Source organism: Pseudomonas sp. MPFS (assembly GCF_022537035.1).
GTDB classification, from domain to species: Bacteria; Pseudomonadota; Gammaproteobacteria; order Pseudomonadales; family Pseudomonadaceae; genus Aquipseudomonas; species Aquipseudomonas sessilinigenes.
The window spans coordinates 4,139,730-4,154,210 of record NZ_CP066123.1; the positions used below are offsets into that span (position 1 = coordinate 4,139,730).

A 14,481-nucleotide genomic window follows, 5' to 3' on the forward strand; every position below is an offset into this window, starting at 1 on the left:
CCCCATGAAAGCCCAAGCCCGCCACATCCTGGTGAAAACCGCCGAAGAGGCCGAACAGCTCAAGCAGCGCATCGCCAAGGGCGAAGCCTTCGACGTGCTGGCCAAGAAGTACTCCACCTGCCCGTCCGGCAAGCGCGGCGGCGACCTGGGCGAAGTGCGCCCGGGACAGATGGTCGGTGCCATCGACCAGGTGATCTTCAAGAAACCCCTGCGCACCGTGCACGGCCCGATCAAGAGCAAGTTCGGCTACCACCTGGTGCAAGTCTTCTTCCGCGACTGACCGGTAGCCGCTGCCGAGCCCGCGAAGCTGCGCCAAGGCCCACAGGGCCCACAGGGCCTTCAGCGCCTTCAGCGCCTTCAAGACCGACCCTGCGGCCCATACGCAGCCTGCGGCAGCGGCTACACCGTGTGGCGAGGAATCAGGGCACCAGGGTGCTGGATCACCCGTGCCGCCAGGCGATGCCCGGCTTCGGCGGCTGAAACCGGCTCCTGCCCTGACAAACGTGCAGCCAGGTAGGCGGCGCTGAACGAATCCCCCGCCGCCGTGGTATCCACCACCTTGCCCACTTGCTGCGCCGGCACCTGGTACAGGCCCTCGCCACAGCGCACCCAGCACGGCTGGGCACCGCACTTGACCACCACTTCGGCCAGCCCGGGATAGGCCGCCAGCACCGCTTCAGCATCGGCATGGCCGAACAGCGCCTGTTCGTCATCCAGGGTCAGCAGCGCCAGGTCGACTTGCTCCAGCACCTGCCGGTAGGCCTGCCGCGCCTGTTCCACGGATGCCCAGAGCCTGGGCCGGTAGTTGTTGTCGAACACCACCTGCGCCCCTCGCCGACGGGCCTCGGGCAACAGTTCCAACAACCGGGCACGACCGGACTCGCCCAGCACCGCCAGGGTGATGCCGCTGAAATACAGCACGTCGTAGCCCTGCAACTGCTCCAGGATCGCCCCCGCCGCCGGGGTGTTGAAGCAGTCGCGCACCGCCGCCTCGTTGCGCCAATACAAAAAGCGCCGCTCGCCACGCTCATCGGTCTGGATGCAATACAACCCCGGCAAGCGCCCGGGCAGGCGCTGGACCTTGTCCAGGCCGATCCCCTCGGCGGCCCAGGCCTGGCACATGGCTTCGCTGAAACTGTCGTCGCCCAGGGCGGTGACGTAATCGACCCGGGCGCCCTCACCCAGTTCCCGGGCCAGGTACACCGCAGTGTTCAAGGTGTCGCCGCCGAAGCTCTGTTGCAGGCTGCCGTCGGCGCGATGTTGCAGTTCGATCATGCATTCGCCGATCAAGGCGATGCGCAGGTTGGCGGTGTTCATGATGAAGGCATCTCTGGCGAGTATTTGTGTTGTCGGGGAGGACATCATCACCTGCGCAGCAGGTGCCAGAATCAGAAGCAGGTCTCGAGGTTTTCCAAGACCCGCAAGTGCTCGTCCACCAACAACCCGGTGCGCCACTTGTCGAACGTCAGGCATGGGTGGGAGGTGCCGAAGGAGAGGATGTCCCCCACCCGCAGCTGTACCCCAGGGGCGACGGTGAGGAAGGCATGCTGGTCCATGACCGCGGTGACCTTGCAGCCACTGACATCATCCCCGGCGCCCGCCTCGGCCCCGGCCCGGTAGCGCCGCAACGGCACCGGCAGGCCGGCGTCATAGGCCACGTCGCGCTTGCCCAGGGCCACCACCGCGAAGCCCGGCTCCGGCAGCGACTGCACATGGGCCCAGACCTCCATCGCCGGGCGCAGGCCTTCGTCCAGGTCGCTGCGCCGGTCCAGCACGCAGCACTGGGCCTCTTTGTAGATCCCATGGTCATGGGCCACATAACTGCCCGGGCGCAGTACGCTGAGGAACCGGCCCTTGGCGTTATGGGTCTTAAAAGACTCGGCGATCAGGTCGTACCAGGCCGAGCCCGAAGCGGTGATGATCGGCCGCTCGATGGCGAACAGGCCGTCGTCTTGCAGGTCCACCGCCAGGCGCACCAGGGAGTCGGCGAACCGGCGAATGCCCGCTACCGCCTGGTCGCCATGGATCACCCCCTCGTAGCCTTCGATCCCGCACAGGGCCAGCGCCGGCTGGGCCTTGATCGCCCGGGCCAGTTGCACGACCTCCTGCTCGCTGCGACAGCCACAGCGCCCGCCCACCACGCCGTACTCGATCATCACCTTGAGGGTGACGCCGCGCTGGGCGAAAAACGCCCCCAGGTCGGCGACGTTGTCCGGGTGATCGACCATGCAATAGAAGTCGAAATCCCCAGCGGCCAGCAACTCGGCCACCAGCGCCATGTTCGGCGCGCCCACCAGTTGGTTGGCCATCAGCACCCGGCGCACGCCATGGGCATAGGCCGCCCTCGCCTGCGCGGCGGTGGCCAGGGTGATGCCCCAGGCGCCGGCGTCCAATTGCCGCTGGAACAACCCCGGCATCATGCTGGTCTTGCCATGGGGGGCCAGTTCGGCGCCGCTGGCGCTGACGAAAGCCTGCATCCAGCGGATATTGTGTTCCAGGGCCTGGCGATGCAGCACCAGGGCCGGCAGGCTGACGTCCTTGAGCAAGCTGGCGCCGATGGCGGCCGCGCCCTTTTGCACCAGCGGCAGATTCGAAACAGAAGACATGTGGCGACTCCTTGGCAAAGCGGCCAGCGACGGCCGCGGGGGTACAGGTTAGTCGTTGATCCGCCGGGCCAGGCGATCGGCGCTGTCGAGCAGCACCTGGCGATAGTGGCGGTAGTTGGCCTGTGCATCGGCCCGGGGCGCGACGATGCACAGGGTACAGACGCACACCCCGTGCTCGTCGCGCACCGGCGCGGCAAAACAATGGGTGAAGGTGTCGGCGACGCTGTCGAAAGAGAAGAAACCTTCCGCGCTGGCCTGGCGGATTTCCTTGCGGAAAACCTCCAGCGACAAGCGCTGGCCATCGGGCAGGATGAAGTCGCCCTCGTCGATCAACTCGACGATCTGCTCATCGCTCAAGTGCCCCAGCAGCAAGCGCCCGGACGCGGTCCAGGGAATGGGCGCGTTCTCGCCGATGTCCGAGGAAATGCGAAAGTGCCGCTCGCCCTCCTTCATCAACGCCACCGTGTACTTGCGCCCATTGAGCAGGCACATCTGCGCGGTTTCCCCGGTCTGGGCGACTATGTCTTGCAGGGCCTGGTCGGCCTCGCGGCTCAGGTCGAAATGCCGCAAGTGCGCCTGGCCGAGAAAGTACAGCTGGCGCCCCAGGTACACATGCCCGTCGCGCCCCACCGGCTCCAGGATGCGCCGCTCCAGCAGCGACTCCACCAGCTCGTAGACCGTGGACTTGGGGCTGCCCACGCCCTTGGCGATATCGTTGGGGCGCAGCGGCTGGCCGACCTCCTTGAGGAAGTCGAGGATGTCGAACGCCCGATCCAGGCCCCTGGCCCGGCGCTTGATGTTGTCTTCGCTCATCTTCGAACCATTCCCCAAAGCACTCCCATTCACGCCTCGACTTGCCGCTTGCAGCTAGCCGCTTACCGCTGCTTGTAAGCCACGCAGTCGATCTCGACCTTGCAGTCCACCATCATGCTGGCCTGCACACAGGCCCGGGCAGGCGCGTGTTCGGGCTTGAAGTACTCGCCGAAGACCTTGTTGAAACTCCAGAAATCCCGCGGGTCTTCCAGCCACACGCCAACCCGCACCACATCCTCCAGGCCGTAGCCGGCCTCTTCGAGAATGGCCACCAGGTTGCGCAGGGTCTGATGGGTCTGCTCAACAATGCCGCCATGGATGATTTCGCCATCCAGCGCCGGCACCTGGCCGGACACATGCAACCAGCCATCGGCCTCCACGGCGCGGGCGAAAGGACGCGGCTGGCCACCGCCTGCGGTGCTGCCAGTGCCGTAACGGGTAATGCTCATGGGGTTTCTCCTGGTTGAAGGTGGCCATCCACGACCACGCCTGAGAGCTCCGCAGCCCATCGCAGCAGCGACGGGCTCCGAACAATATTTCCGCTACAACGGAATTAGAATCGTAGTAACGGAATATTGATGGAGTCTGCCATACAAACCAACGGCGGCAACAGAGGAAAAATCGAACGCGCGCTCTCAGTCCTGTAGCTGCTGTCGAGCCCGGGCGAGGCTGCGACAAGGGCCGCAGGACCTTCGGCGGATTGACGATCCCAGCGCCCGCTGCGCACCCGTGCGCAGCCTGGGGCAGCGGCTCCACAAGGCGATGCCAGGGCTTTCGCTCTGTTTAGATTTGCTTTGGCTTTTAATCCTGAAGGCCCCGTTGACCACGATGGCCGAACGCAGGCATTGAACCGTGGGTGACCCGGCAGGACGCCGGGTTAGCCGCATTGGCTATGGATCAATGCCGGAGAGAGGGCATGTCGAGCCTAGGCAAGGCACCGAGTGGAGGGACAAGCGTTTTTGCTTACTTTTTTGGCGAAGGCCTCAATCAAAGTCAGAAACGCACAACACCCACCAGAGATTCCGAGCCCCCTGACACACCACATAAGCAGAAGAAATCGTCGATCCCCGGGTCAATTCACACCAATCGAGGCTGTCAAACCGATACACCACAAGCTCGGAAAACGGCGCCGGAAACACGGCCTCCAGCGCCTCTCCCAGCAACTTCCGAGCGTTGGCCAGGCTCAACCCGCGGGTCGAGTGATGACACCCGCCCCGCAGCACCACCGCCAGCAACGAGCCCTCGAACTCGTATCGATTCAGCAGGGAAAAAGGTCCGAACTCAGGCTCGACCTGCCCGATCGCAGTCGACCCGGCGAAGTCGCTGAAACGCTCCAGAAACTCGGCCAGTCGCCGCCCCTCGCCCAGTACCCTGATGCAAGGATCTGGCTTGAAGAAGCTGGAAACCACCTCGCCACACCGGGCAAGCACGGCCAGCAGTTCGGCAAGGGGCGGCTTGTCGACGACGAACTCGCTGGCAACGGTAAATGGCGCTACCGCCTCGTGCTTCAGGTTCTGATCTTGACTCATGCTGGATACCCGACTTTCAACGCAAATAGGCAATCGCCCTGGCGGCTACTGCGCCCTGAGCTGCTGCGACCGCAGATAACCGCAACGGCACCGCTCAGAACGAACAGGCCAGAGGGGCGACAATGTAGCGGCCGCCTACCTGAACGGCAAATCCGCAAGCCATCGTGCCCCGCGAGCCCATCGCTCTTACGCCTTGAAGGTCAACACCGGCGAAAACCGCGCAATCACCGACACCGTTTGCTCCTCCACCTGGGAACGAATCACCTGCCCGATCTCCTTGTACGCCCCCGGCGCCTCCTCGATCATCCGCTCCTCCTTGGTGGTGATGCACTCCACCCCCTGCAACCCCAGGAACGCCTTGTCCCGCTTGGCCCGCACGATCACGTCGCCACGCGACATCGAACGCCCGGCGCCGTGGCTGGCCGAACGCATCCAGCGCTCGTTGCCCAGGCCGGTCAGCAGGTAGGAATCGTGGCCCATGCTCCCGGGAATCAGCAGCGGCTGCCCGGCATAGGCCGGGGTCGCGCCCTTGCGGTGCACGTTGCCCACCTCCTCGCGCAACACGATGTTGTGCGGCACATCGACGATCAGCGGCGCCTCGATTCCCGCGCCGAACACCTGCCGGGTGCGCTGGCGCACCATCTCGGCGATCAGCGCGCGGTTGGCATCGGCATAGTGCGCGGCGCTGTGCATCGCCAGCAGGTACTCGTCGGCCATCTCGCCGAACAGGGCGAAGATCTTCGATTGCGGATGCTTCAGGCCCGCCGGCCACAAAGCCTTGGCCTTGTCCATCCAGCGCCGCCCGACATAGAACCCGACATCCCGCGAGCCGGTGTGGATCATCATCACCACCTGCCCCACCGCCAGGCCGTGGGTAAAGCAGGCCTGGCGATCCACCAGCTCGGTAACCACCTGGATCTCGACGAAGTGATTGCCGCCGCCCAGGGAGCCCAGGCCCGGATCCCGCAAGACCTGCCGCGACCGGTCCTGCAAGGCCTCCGGGCCATAGGCGGCGCGACCACGGGCAAAGGACGACTCATGCAGGCCAGCCAGCTCGCGCTGCAACTGAGCAAAATCCGCTCCGGCGAACAAGCCGACCGGGGCCTGCTGTCGGACCTGGGCCCAGAAGTCCCCCAGGCCCGCCTCGAACAACGCGCTCATGGCTTGCGGGCTGGTGGGAATGTTGCGCGTGCCTTCCAACAGGTCGCCACGCACCAGGGCGGTCCACTTGGCCTTCTGCGCCATGAACTGCTCGTAGTCCAGGCCCAGCTTGTGCAGGCGCATGCCACAGTTGATATCGGTGCCAATGGCCTGGGGCACGACCAGGTCATGACTGGTGACGATCACGCTGCCCACCGGAATCGAGCTGCCGGTGTGGAAGTCCGGCGTGGCACACGCGCACTTCACCTCGCCGCCATGGGGGTGGGCAACCCGGGCGAAATCCATGAGTTGGGTGATGGCCTTCTCTTCGATGGCAAAACCTTCGGGCAACAGCAAATCCGCCTTGAGCCCGGCGTCATTGATCGAGGAGATGGAAAGGGAATTGGAATTCAGGCGTTCGATGGCCACCCCGGAACGGGCGAGCTTGTGCTGAATTCTCTTGAACGGTACGTGGGTCATATTCGACTGCTTTTTTTGGACGCAACAAAACAACCACCCTTTTGGTGGCTGGAATTGTCTGGTCAGCAGCGAAACTTAGACGGCGCGTATGGTGAACAGCGCCAGGCCGGATGTAAATAGTGTCGAGCAAATATTTGCCAGCAGGGTGGCCGACTTTCAACCAGGCCAGTCCACCGGCAGATGAGAGGCCAAGCCAGCCTCGATGACCGCGAACAACTGGCGCAGCAGGTCGTCACCGGCCACCGACGTAGCGTAGAGGTAGTCACCGCTCCAGTGGTCCCATCCCGCCTCGAGCACCCATCCATCACGGCAGAACGAGGGGTAAATGCCCGCGCCCATAGCTGACCGAGCCTTGCAGTGCAGGCCCGTTCCAGCCTACTGGAAACTGTGTTTCGACCAGGTCTTCCAGGGGGTGTACTCCAACTCGAAGAGAAATCGCTGGCCCACCGGCAACGAGGTCAGGAAAACCGACATCTGTTGCAGATCCAGGGTTGCACAGCGCGCCTCCAGGCGCTGCACCAGATCGGAATCCGGCTTGAAGTCGGGCAGGCGCTCGTCAATGGCGACCCATTCCACCTGGCAGCGTGCTATCTGCCCCTGCTCGCTGACGACGCCGTGGAACCGAGCGATGCCGATGCTATCCAGGCGCTCGCCGACAAACAGCTGCCGCCAGAGATACCGCTCCTGATCCCTGTACTCACGGACCGTTGCACGGACTCGTTGCTCCTCCATGGGGCGCGACTGGGGGGGCGAGAAAACCATCGGGATCACCACTTGCAGGTTTTCCCCCGGGTCGTTGGAGAACAGTTGTGGCCCAACCCTGGGAAACACCATGTTCCAGCAGATCTCCTCCAGCAGCGGCGCCAGCTTGCGATTGTCCGGAAATCGTTGCAGTGGGTAGTCGGGCAGAGCCTCGGCGGTACAACTGACCACCTCGTTGCGACGGTTGATCATCGCACGCAGTGACAGCCCGCCGACCCAATCGTCGAAGTGATACCTGTTCACGCCCTGATCCAGGACCTGCTTGAAGTCGGCGCGAAGACTCGCCATCCGATCCTGAGCCTGTTGTTCCTCGCTCTGCACTGAGGAGCTCCTACAGCCAGCTATCATCAGCAGCCCGCCCAGCAACAGGCTCCCAGCGGCAAACCGCATCAGGCATTCAAAAAGTCGGTAGTGCACGGTTCGCTCCATGGGAAAGTCCAGGCCCCGGGACCTGCAGCAGGTCGCATCATCCAAGGGCCGGGAGCATATAGGCTGGCGCGAAGACACACAAAAGCTGGTTTTGCCCGAGCCGATCCCCTCAGGGCTGGCCGCCGTTGACGCCCAGCACCTGCTCCAGGTGCTTGACCTCGGCGTCCGACAGCGGCGGTGCCGCAAGCGCCGCGCTCGGCGGGTCCGAAGCCAGCCGAGCCGGCACCGCAGGCTTGGGCCTGGTTACCCGAGTGCGACTCGAGCTGCTCGCAGGATACAACGCCTCATCCAGGCACTTATCGCGCATACCCTGGCTGGACAGGCCCTGGCAGCCCTTGCCATTGGACAATGCACGGGCACCACAGGTGGCCTTGCTGTCCGGGTCCTGCAGGTCGATACAGCTCAAGGAGCCAAAGCCATGCCCCAATACAGAAGCCGCGTCTTCTCCATGGGCAATGCTTGTGCATAGCAACAACGGGGTTAAAAACAGTATGGGGCGCATAGATACAAGCCTACCTGGCGACAGGACACTCCACTGGAGCCCCCTGCCTGAACGAGTGAAGCCTTGTTCTAGCAGTTGAAGATGAAGATTTTCCGCTCCTTGGACACAAAGACCGACCCAATAGCCAGCGAGATGGCATTCTGTCGCCCCTTGTTCGACCCCGGAGGACGTGCCTTGAATCAACGCATCTATCTGATCGGCGCCTCGGGTGCCGGCGTCAGTACCCTGGGCGCGCTCCTGGCACAGCAATTGGGCCTGCCCCATGTCGACGTCGACGAACACTACTGGCACCCCAGCGATCCGCCCTTCCAGCAGGCGCGCCCCGTAGAACAGCGGCTGCTGGGCCTCAAGCAGGCCCTGGAGGACAAGCCCTGGGTACTCTCGGGCTCGATGGACGGCTGGGGCGATGCAATCATCGCGCAAGCCGACTGGGTGTTGTATGTCGATACCCCCACGCCTTTGCGCCTGCAACGCATCCGCTCACGGGAACGACAGCGTTTTGGCCCGCGAATCCTGCCCGGCGGCGACATGCATACCCAGCACCTGGCCTTTCTCGAATGGGCAGCGGCCTACGACGGCGGCTCTCGGGCAGGTCGCAGCCGCCCACGTCACAAGGAATGGTTGGCACGACTGGACCAGCCCCAAGGGCGCATCGAAGGTTCAGGTTCAATGCAAAAAATGCTGGACCAGGCATTGGCAATCATCACCAGGCCCTGCTGAGGTCGAATGCGAGCTGGCGTCATCACGGGCCAAGGCATCGCTATTGGACAAAGACTTCCAAGCTCACCGGTTGGGCAAGCGCAAAGATTCGATACGCCACCGGGCGCTCAATGGAACAAAAAAGATACCGCCCAGGCAAAACACGTCAGGACCAACGTCATTCCCATTACATACAACGCCAACGCACGACCCACGGAACCACCTCGCAAAACAGAACACTTGCCCGGCCACCCAACGAGCGGCCAATGGCAGGCATTTTAGCAGCGAGCGACATCATATTGACACATTCATACCGCGCTAATTTGAAAGCTCCCGATAAATGGCAATAGCGTCATTTTTATGACGAAAATGTAATAAACAATTGACTCTTGCGCGCCCGACCGAAGCCTGCCGAAACATCATCTTGCATTTTCCAGACGGTTGGCCCGAACGTCTTTGGAACTTCGATTTGATCCCATTACCAGACCCCCTCTTTTCTTCGCAACCGCGTGCTTGAGCGATAGCGCGCGTTCCGGACCCTGGTTGGACAAGAGTGGATCCCACTGCTTTTATTCAGGATCAGAACCGGTTGCATCACACCCTGGAGAGGTCAATGCCTTTCAAAGTCATGATGGTTTTCGGTACGCGCCCTGAGGCAATCAAAATGGCGCCCCTGGCCCGGGTCCTGCGTCAATGGCCCGGGATCGAGCTGCATATCTGCTCCACCGGGCAGCACCGGGAAATGCTCAGGCAGGTGCTCGACTCCTTCGAGCTGAGTGTCGACGAAGACCTGCAGGTGATGACCCAGGGCCAGTCTCTCAATGGCCTTTCCCAGCAATTGCTGATCAACCTGGATGCCACCTACGAGCGCCTGCAACCGGACATCGTGCTGGTGCACGGCGATACCACCACCAGCTTCATCGCCGCCCTGGCCGCCTTCAACCGCCAGTTGCCCATCGGCCACGTCGAAGCCGGCCTGCGCACCGGCAACCTCAAGGCCCCCTGGCCCGAAGAGGCCAACCGCCGCCTGACCGGAGTGATCGCCGACCTGCACTTCGCCCCCACCGCCAAGTGCGAAGCCAACCTGCTGCGCGAAGGCGTTCCGGAAGCCAACATCGAGATCACCGGCAATACCGTGATCGATGCACTGCTGTGGATGCGCAGCCATCAGGAGGATCTCCACTGGCGCCCTTCTGCCGACTCGCCCCTGGCGGTGCTCGACGACAAGCGGCGCATGGTGCGCGACAGTTATGCCAGTGCCCTGCGGGGTCGGCATCGTCCGCGAAGCCTTTCGCCAGACCAGCGCCGAAGGCCAGCCGTTTCAAGCCGAGCCGGCCCCCCCTGACACCCTGGCGGCCGGTTGCCATGCCACGGCCGTGTTCTCCCTGCGCTACCGACCCTGGGGCCAGGCCTTGCGCACTCCTTAGCTCACCCAAGGGCCGGCGATGTTCAGGACCATTGAAGAACAGGTACTCAGCCAGGCCGCCCCGGCGGCCTTGAAGAACGAGTTCGCCCAATACGATTTCGAACGCCTGCACAGCTTCTGCATCCTGACCTACATCGCCAGCCTGAGCATCTGGCTGATCTTCGACCTGATCGTCAGCTTTCCCGGCCAGCAGGGCTTCACCTTCCTTTCGCTGGTATTCCTGACATTGCTGGTGATCAACACCATCATCCTGGGCTTCACCCGCAGGGCCCGGCACTTCCAATGGGTCAACCTGCTGTTCGTGCTGGTCATCGCCCTGGCCGTGCGGCTGGTGATCGAAGGCCTGCCCATGGACCTGCACCCGGTCTGGCTGATCCTCGGCGCCTCGAGCATTCTCTACAGCGCCTCGGTGATGCCGTTGCGGCGCTGGTCGTTCTTCGTCGCGGTGCTGATCACCTGGAGCGTACTCAACCCCTACTGGATGACCCGCACCTCGATCACCGAACTCAAGGGCCTGATCGTCCTGGCCTACTCGCTGTTCCTCACCGCACTGACCCTGTACAGCTTCATCACCTTGCGCCAGGCCCGGCTGTACAACTACATCATGGCCAAGCGCTTGCTGGAGCAGGCCTATGTCGACGCCCTGACCGAGATACCCAACCGCCGCTCGTTCATGGCCCGCGCTGGCCAGCGCATCAAGGCACAGCCTCGCGAGCCCGAGCATTACCTGGCGATGATCGACATCGACAACTTCAAGAGGATCAACGACCGGTACGGGCACGATATTGGCGACGAGGTGCTCAAGCGCATCGCCGCTGACATCCAGTCGGTCATGAAGGATTTCGACTACGCCCGGCTGGGGGGCGAGGAGTTCGCCGTCTACCTGTCGGGCGTGCACCACGACCACGTCGAGGCCCTCGCCGCACGCCTATGCCAGGTGGTTCGCGAACAACCGACCCGGCACCCGGCCACCATCAGCATCGGCCTGACCCGGATCGAGGACGATGACAGCCTGAACCAGGCACTGGTCAAGGCCGACCAGGCCCTGTACCGGTCCAAGCACGGCGGCAAGGACCGCTATACCTTCCACGTCACGACTGGCTGACAGCGCCCGGTCGACGCGTGCCGCCCTCGATCGCCGAGGGAGGCCAGCCTGGGATCAGTCTTGTGGATCGCCATCAGTGGCCTTGCGCGGCTCGGTAGGCAGCATCCGCACCCGGGTCACCCGCCGCTCCTCGACCGTCATCACCTGGAGGCTCCAGCCTTGCCACTCCAGGCAATCCCCCTTGACCGGCAAGCGGTCCAGCAGGCTCATGACCAGCCCGGCCAGGGTCTGGTAGTCCTCGGTCGGCTCGGCGGCGAAGCCGGTGCGCTGGCGGATCTGCGCCAGGTTCAAGGCACCGCTGACCAGGAACCCGCCCTGCTCCTCGACGATGTCCGGACCTTCGATTTCGCTGGCGTCAGGCAACTCGCCAGCGATGGATTCGAGGATGTCGGTCATGCTCAGGACACCGACGAAATCGCCGAATTCGTTGATCACGAAGGCGATGTGGGTCGAGGCCTTGCGCATCTGCTCCAGGGCATTGAGGATCGTGAAGCTGTCCAGCAGGTTGATCGTGGTCCGCGCCAGGTGCGCAAGGTTCGGCTGGTTGCCGGCCAGGTACTCCTTGAGCAGCTCCTTCTTGTGCACGAAGCCCAGTGGCTCCTCCACCGCACCGTCGCGAATCAGCGGCAGGCGTGAGTAGGACGAATGCATCAGTTTCTCGCGGATGCTTTCGGCGTCGTCGGCCAGGTCGATGTAGTCGACGTCGGCACGTACCGTCATCAGGCTGCGGATCGGGCGTTCGGCCAGTTGCAGTACGCCGCTGATCATCACCCGCTCGCGGCGGTCGAACAGCTCGTTGGGCGCCGTCTCGTCGCCTTCCACCAGGTCGGCGATATCCTCGCCCACCTCCTCCGCTGCCAGCTTGCGCCCGCCCAGCAGGCGCATCACCGCGTGGGCCGTACGCTCGCGCATCGGCCGCAGGCCCTGCAGGGACTTCTTGCGCCGGGCCCGGGCGATCTGGTTGAACAGCTCGATTAGGATCGAGAAGCCGATGGCCGCGTACAGGTAGCCCTTGGGAATGTGGAAGCCCAGGCCTTCGGCGGTCAGGCTGAAGCCGATCATCATCAAGAAGCCCAGGCACAGCATGATCACCGTCGGGTGGCTGTTGACGAAGCGGGTCAGCGGCTTGCTGGCCACGATCATCACGCCGATGGACACCACCACCGCGATCATCATCACTGCCAGCTCGTCCACCATGCCCACGGCGGTGATCACCGCGTCCAGGGAGAACACCGCATCGAGCACCACGATCTGCGCCACGATGGGCCAGAACAGTGCGTAACCGGCGTTGCTGGCCCGCTGGCTGACATGGCCTTCCAGGCGCTCGTGCAACTCCATGGTGGCCTTGAACAACAGGAACACACCACCGAACAGCAGGATCAGGTCACGGCCCGAGAAGCTCTTGCCCCATACCTCGAACAACGGCTGGGTCAGGGTCACCATCCAGGAAATACTGGCCAGCAGGCCCAGGCGCATCAGCAGCGCCAGGGACAGGCCGATGATCCGCGCCCGATCGCGCTGATGGGGCGGCAACTTGTCGGCCAGGATGGCGATGAACACCAGGTTGTCGATGCCCAGCACCAGTTCCAGGACGATCAGGGTCAAGAGGCCAAGCCAGGCCGTGGGGTCTGCGATCCATTCCATACGATTCAGGTTCCTCAGGCGGCCAGGCGCGACACGGCGCCAAGGCGCAAGGCCTCGGGGACGTTCTGGCAAGGGTGGGAAGCGGCGGATGCCGGGAAAACGTGGCGACTGGCATGGCAGCCTGGGCGCCTGCGCCTCAGGATGACGCAGTGGCGTGGGAAAGCAGGGGGTAAGGCGGAATGAGAGCGCCGATTGGGGGGCTCCGAGAGCGTGTTCATGCAAGTCCTGAGTGAAAAAACGGATTTGGAGATTACAGGGAGGGCGAGCCGACTCCCCAGCGGGAAATCATTACAAAACTTTATCCGGCCCGCCCCCGCGGCATCAGTTCTTACGGGTGGCGTCATCCAGCGCGAGGATGGTATGAGCATTGGTCACGGTGGTCGCCAGGGTGTTGATCACCCCGGAACGCAAGGCTCCTAGCGTCGCCGCGGCCTTGGTGTTCTCGCTGGCGATGGCCACCACATCGGGAATTCTCACCAACTCCTGTACCGTCAGCCCGATCACCCGACCCTGCATTGCGTTGACCGCCGGCTGGCCATGAATGTCGATGAAGTCGTAACCCATCATGTCGCCCACAGTGCCGGACAGGCGCGCCTGGGCAATCTCCTGGGGCGAGAACCAGCCCATGCGCACCATATTGCTGTTCTCGCTCATGTCGCCGATGCCGATCAGGGCAATGTCCGCGCGCCGCGCCCGGTCCAGGGTCGAACGCACGGTGTCGTTGCTGATCAGCGCGCTGCGCAGCTCCGGGTTGGCCACCAGCGCCGGGGCATACAGGGTTTCACTCTCGGCGCCGAAGCGCAGGGCCAGGCGCCGACAGATATGGTCGGGATTCATGTATTCGCCGGCCCGCAGGGAGCCACCGATGGCACAGACGAAGGTGCAGTTGCGGGTCACCGGCAGGAACACATTGTCGGCCACCGCGCCGACATTGCGCCCCATGCCGACGGCGACAATCATGCCGTCGTTCAAGGTCTTGTTCAGGTAGTTGGCCACCAGGCTGGCCACCGCCGAGCGCTGAGTATCCGGGTCGCTGTGGTCCACGGCGATCAGGGCCCGGTCCAGCTGGAAACGCTCCACCAGAGCCTGTTCCAGCTCGTTGTTCATGGCCGGATGCTGCAACACCCGCACTTCGACAATGCCTTCGTCCCGTGCACGCTTGAGCAGGCGGCTGACCTTGGCCCGGGACAGATCGAAGCGCTTGGCAATGACTTCCTGCGTGACGTTTTCAAGGTAATAGAGCATGGCGACCTCAGTCATCAGGTCGATGTCGCTGGCCCCGCGCAGGGTGCTGTCACTCATGTGGATTGGCTTCCGTTTCGGCATCAAAGGCGCATTCTCTCTAG

The 14,481-nt window shown here is 63.4% G+C and carries 14 protein-coding genes and 2 pseudogenes; 5 read left to right on the top strand and 11 right to left on the bottom strand.

Translation table 11 applies throughout. From position 1 onward, the window contains the following. Positions 1 to 4 precede the first annotated feature (4 nt). Positions 5 to 280 (top strand): peptidylprolyl isomerase, encoded by a 276-nt coding sequence (locus I9018_RS18870; protein WP_011061856.1) that lies wholly within the window; start codon positions 5 to 7, stop codon positions 278 to 280. A gap of 119 nt (positions 281 to 399) precedes the next feature. Here the strand turns inward: I9018_RS18870 and I9018_RS18875 are convergent, their stop codons facing one another. The 9 genes from I9018_RS18875 to I9018_RS18915 form a co-directional block, all read right to left on the bottom strand. Next, complete coding sequence (locus tag I9018_RS18875; RefSeq protein WP_241107190.1) at positions 400 to 1,317, bottom strand: sugar kinase; 918 nt, start codon at positions 1,315 to 1,317, stop codon at positions 400 to 402. A 71-nt stretch (positions 1,318 to 1,388) separates the two neighbouring features. After that, entirely contained in the window at positions 1,389 to 2,606 is a 1,218-nt protein-coding gene (locus I9018_RS18880; protein WP_241107191.1) for an amino acid deaminase, read from the bottom strand. A 48-nt stretch (positions 2,607 to 2,654) separates the two neighbouring features. Then, positions 2,655 to 3,419: an IclR family transcriptional regulator gene (locus I9018_RS18885; RefSeq protein WP_241107192.1), complete on the bottom strand. Its 765-nt coding sequence runs from the start codon at positions 3,417 to 3,419 to the stop codon at positions 2,655 to 2,657. 62 nt (positions 3,420 to 3,481) lie between these two features. After that, the gene (locus tag I9018_RS18890; protein ID WP_085597965.1) at positions 3,482 to 3,868 is read right to left on the bottom strand and encodes a RidA family protein; all 387 of its coding nucleotides are present in this window, start codon (positions 3,866 to 3,868) and stop codon (positions 3,482 to 3,484) included. Positions 3,869 to 4,402: 534 nt separating this feature from the next. Further along, positions 4,403 to 4,948, bottom strand: coding sequence for a hypothetical protein (locus I9018_RS18895; RefSeq protein ID WP_241107193.1), 546 nt, complete (start codon positions 4,946 to 4,948; stop codon positions 4,403 to 4,405). Positions 4,949 to 5,134: 186 nt separating this feature from the next. Beyond that, a complete protein-coding gene (locus I9018_RS18900) occupies positions 5,135 to 6,568 on the bottom strand; it encodes an RtcB family protein (protein ID WP_241107194.1) in 1,434 nt (477 codons plus the stop codon). A 156-nt stretch (positions 6,569 to 6,724) separates the two neighbouring features. Further along, positions 6,725 to 6,865, bottom strand: a complete 141-nt coding sequence (locus tag I9018_RS18905) for a hypothetical protein (RefSeq protein ID WP_241107195.1) — start codon at positions 6,863 to 6,865, stop codon at positions 6,725 to 6,727. Between the two features lie 78 nt (positions 6,866 to 6,943). Further along, positions 6,944 to 7,618 carry a hypothetical protein gene (locus I9018_RS18910; protein ID WP_241107196.1) on the bottom strand — a complete coding sequence of 225 codons (675 nt, stop codon included), beginning with the start codon at positions 7,616 to 7,618 and terminating at the stop codon, positions 6,944 to 6,946. Positions 7,619 to 7,868: 250 nt separating this feature from the next. After that, the gene (locus tag I9018_RS18915; RefSeq protein WP_241107197.1) at positions 7,869 to 8,165 is read right to left on the bottom strand and encodes a hypothetical protein; all 297 of its coding nucleotides are present in this window, start codon (positions 8,163 to 8,165) and stop codon (positions 7,869 to 7,871) included. Positions 8,166 to 8,435: 270 nt separating this feature from the next. On the opposite strand from I9018_RS18915, the gene I9018_RS18920 reads away from it, so the two are divergent. The 4 genes and pseudogenes from I9018_RS18920 to I9018_RS18935 all read left to right on the top strand — a co-directional run bounded on the left by I9018_RS18920 (position 8,436) and on the right by I9018_RS18935 (position 11,491). Next, positions 8,436 to 8,981: an adenylate kinase gene (locus I9018_RS18920; protein WP_241107198.1), complete on the top strand. Its 546-nt coding sequence runs from the start codon at positions 8,436 to 8,438 to the stop codon at positions 8,979 to 8,981. A 592-nt stretch (positions 8,982 to 9,573) separates the two neighbouring features. Continuing rightward, positions 9,574 to 10,200, top strand: a pseudogene (gene wecB / locus I9018_RS18925) (UDP-N-acetylglucosamine 2-epimerase (non-hydrolyzing)); the annotation flags it as partial. A 16-nt stretch (positions 10,201 to 10,216) separates the two neighbouring features. After that, positions 10,217 to 10,387, top strand: a pseudogene (locus I9018_RS18930) (DUF4434 domain-containing protein); the annotation flags it as partial. An 18-nt stretch (positions 10,388 to 10,405) separates the two neighbouring features. Next, a complete protein-coding gene (locus tag I9018_RS18935; protein ID WP_241107199.1) occupies positions 10,406 to 11,491 on the top strand; it encodes a GGDEF domain-containing protein in 1,086 nt (361 codons plus the stop codon). A gap of 54 nt (positions 11,492 to 11,545) precedes the next feature. Here the strand turns inward: I9018_RS18935 and I9018_RS18940 are convergent, their stop codons facing one another. Further along, positions 11,546 to 13,135 (bottom strand): TerC family protein, encoded by a 1,590-nt coding sequence (locus tag I9018_RS18940; protein ID WP_241107200.1) that lies wholly within the window; start codon positions 13,133 to 13,135, stop codon positions 11,546 to 11,548. Positions 13,136 to 13,456: 321 nt separating this feature from the next. Further along, on the bottom strand, positions 13,457 to 14,437 hold the full coding sequence (locus I9018_RS18945; RefSeq protein ID WP_241107201.1) for a sugar-binding transcriptional regulator: 981 nt from the start codon (positions 14,435 to 14,437) through the stop codon (positions 13,457 to 13,459). Positions 14,438 to 14,481: the final 44 nt, after the last annotated feature.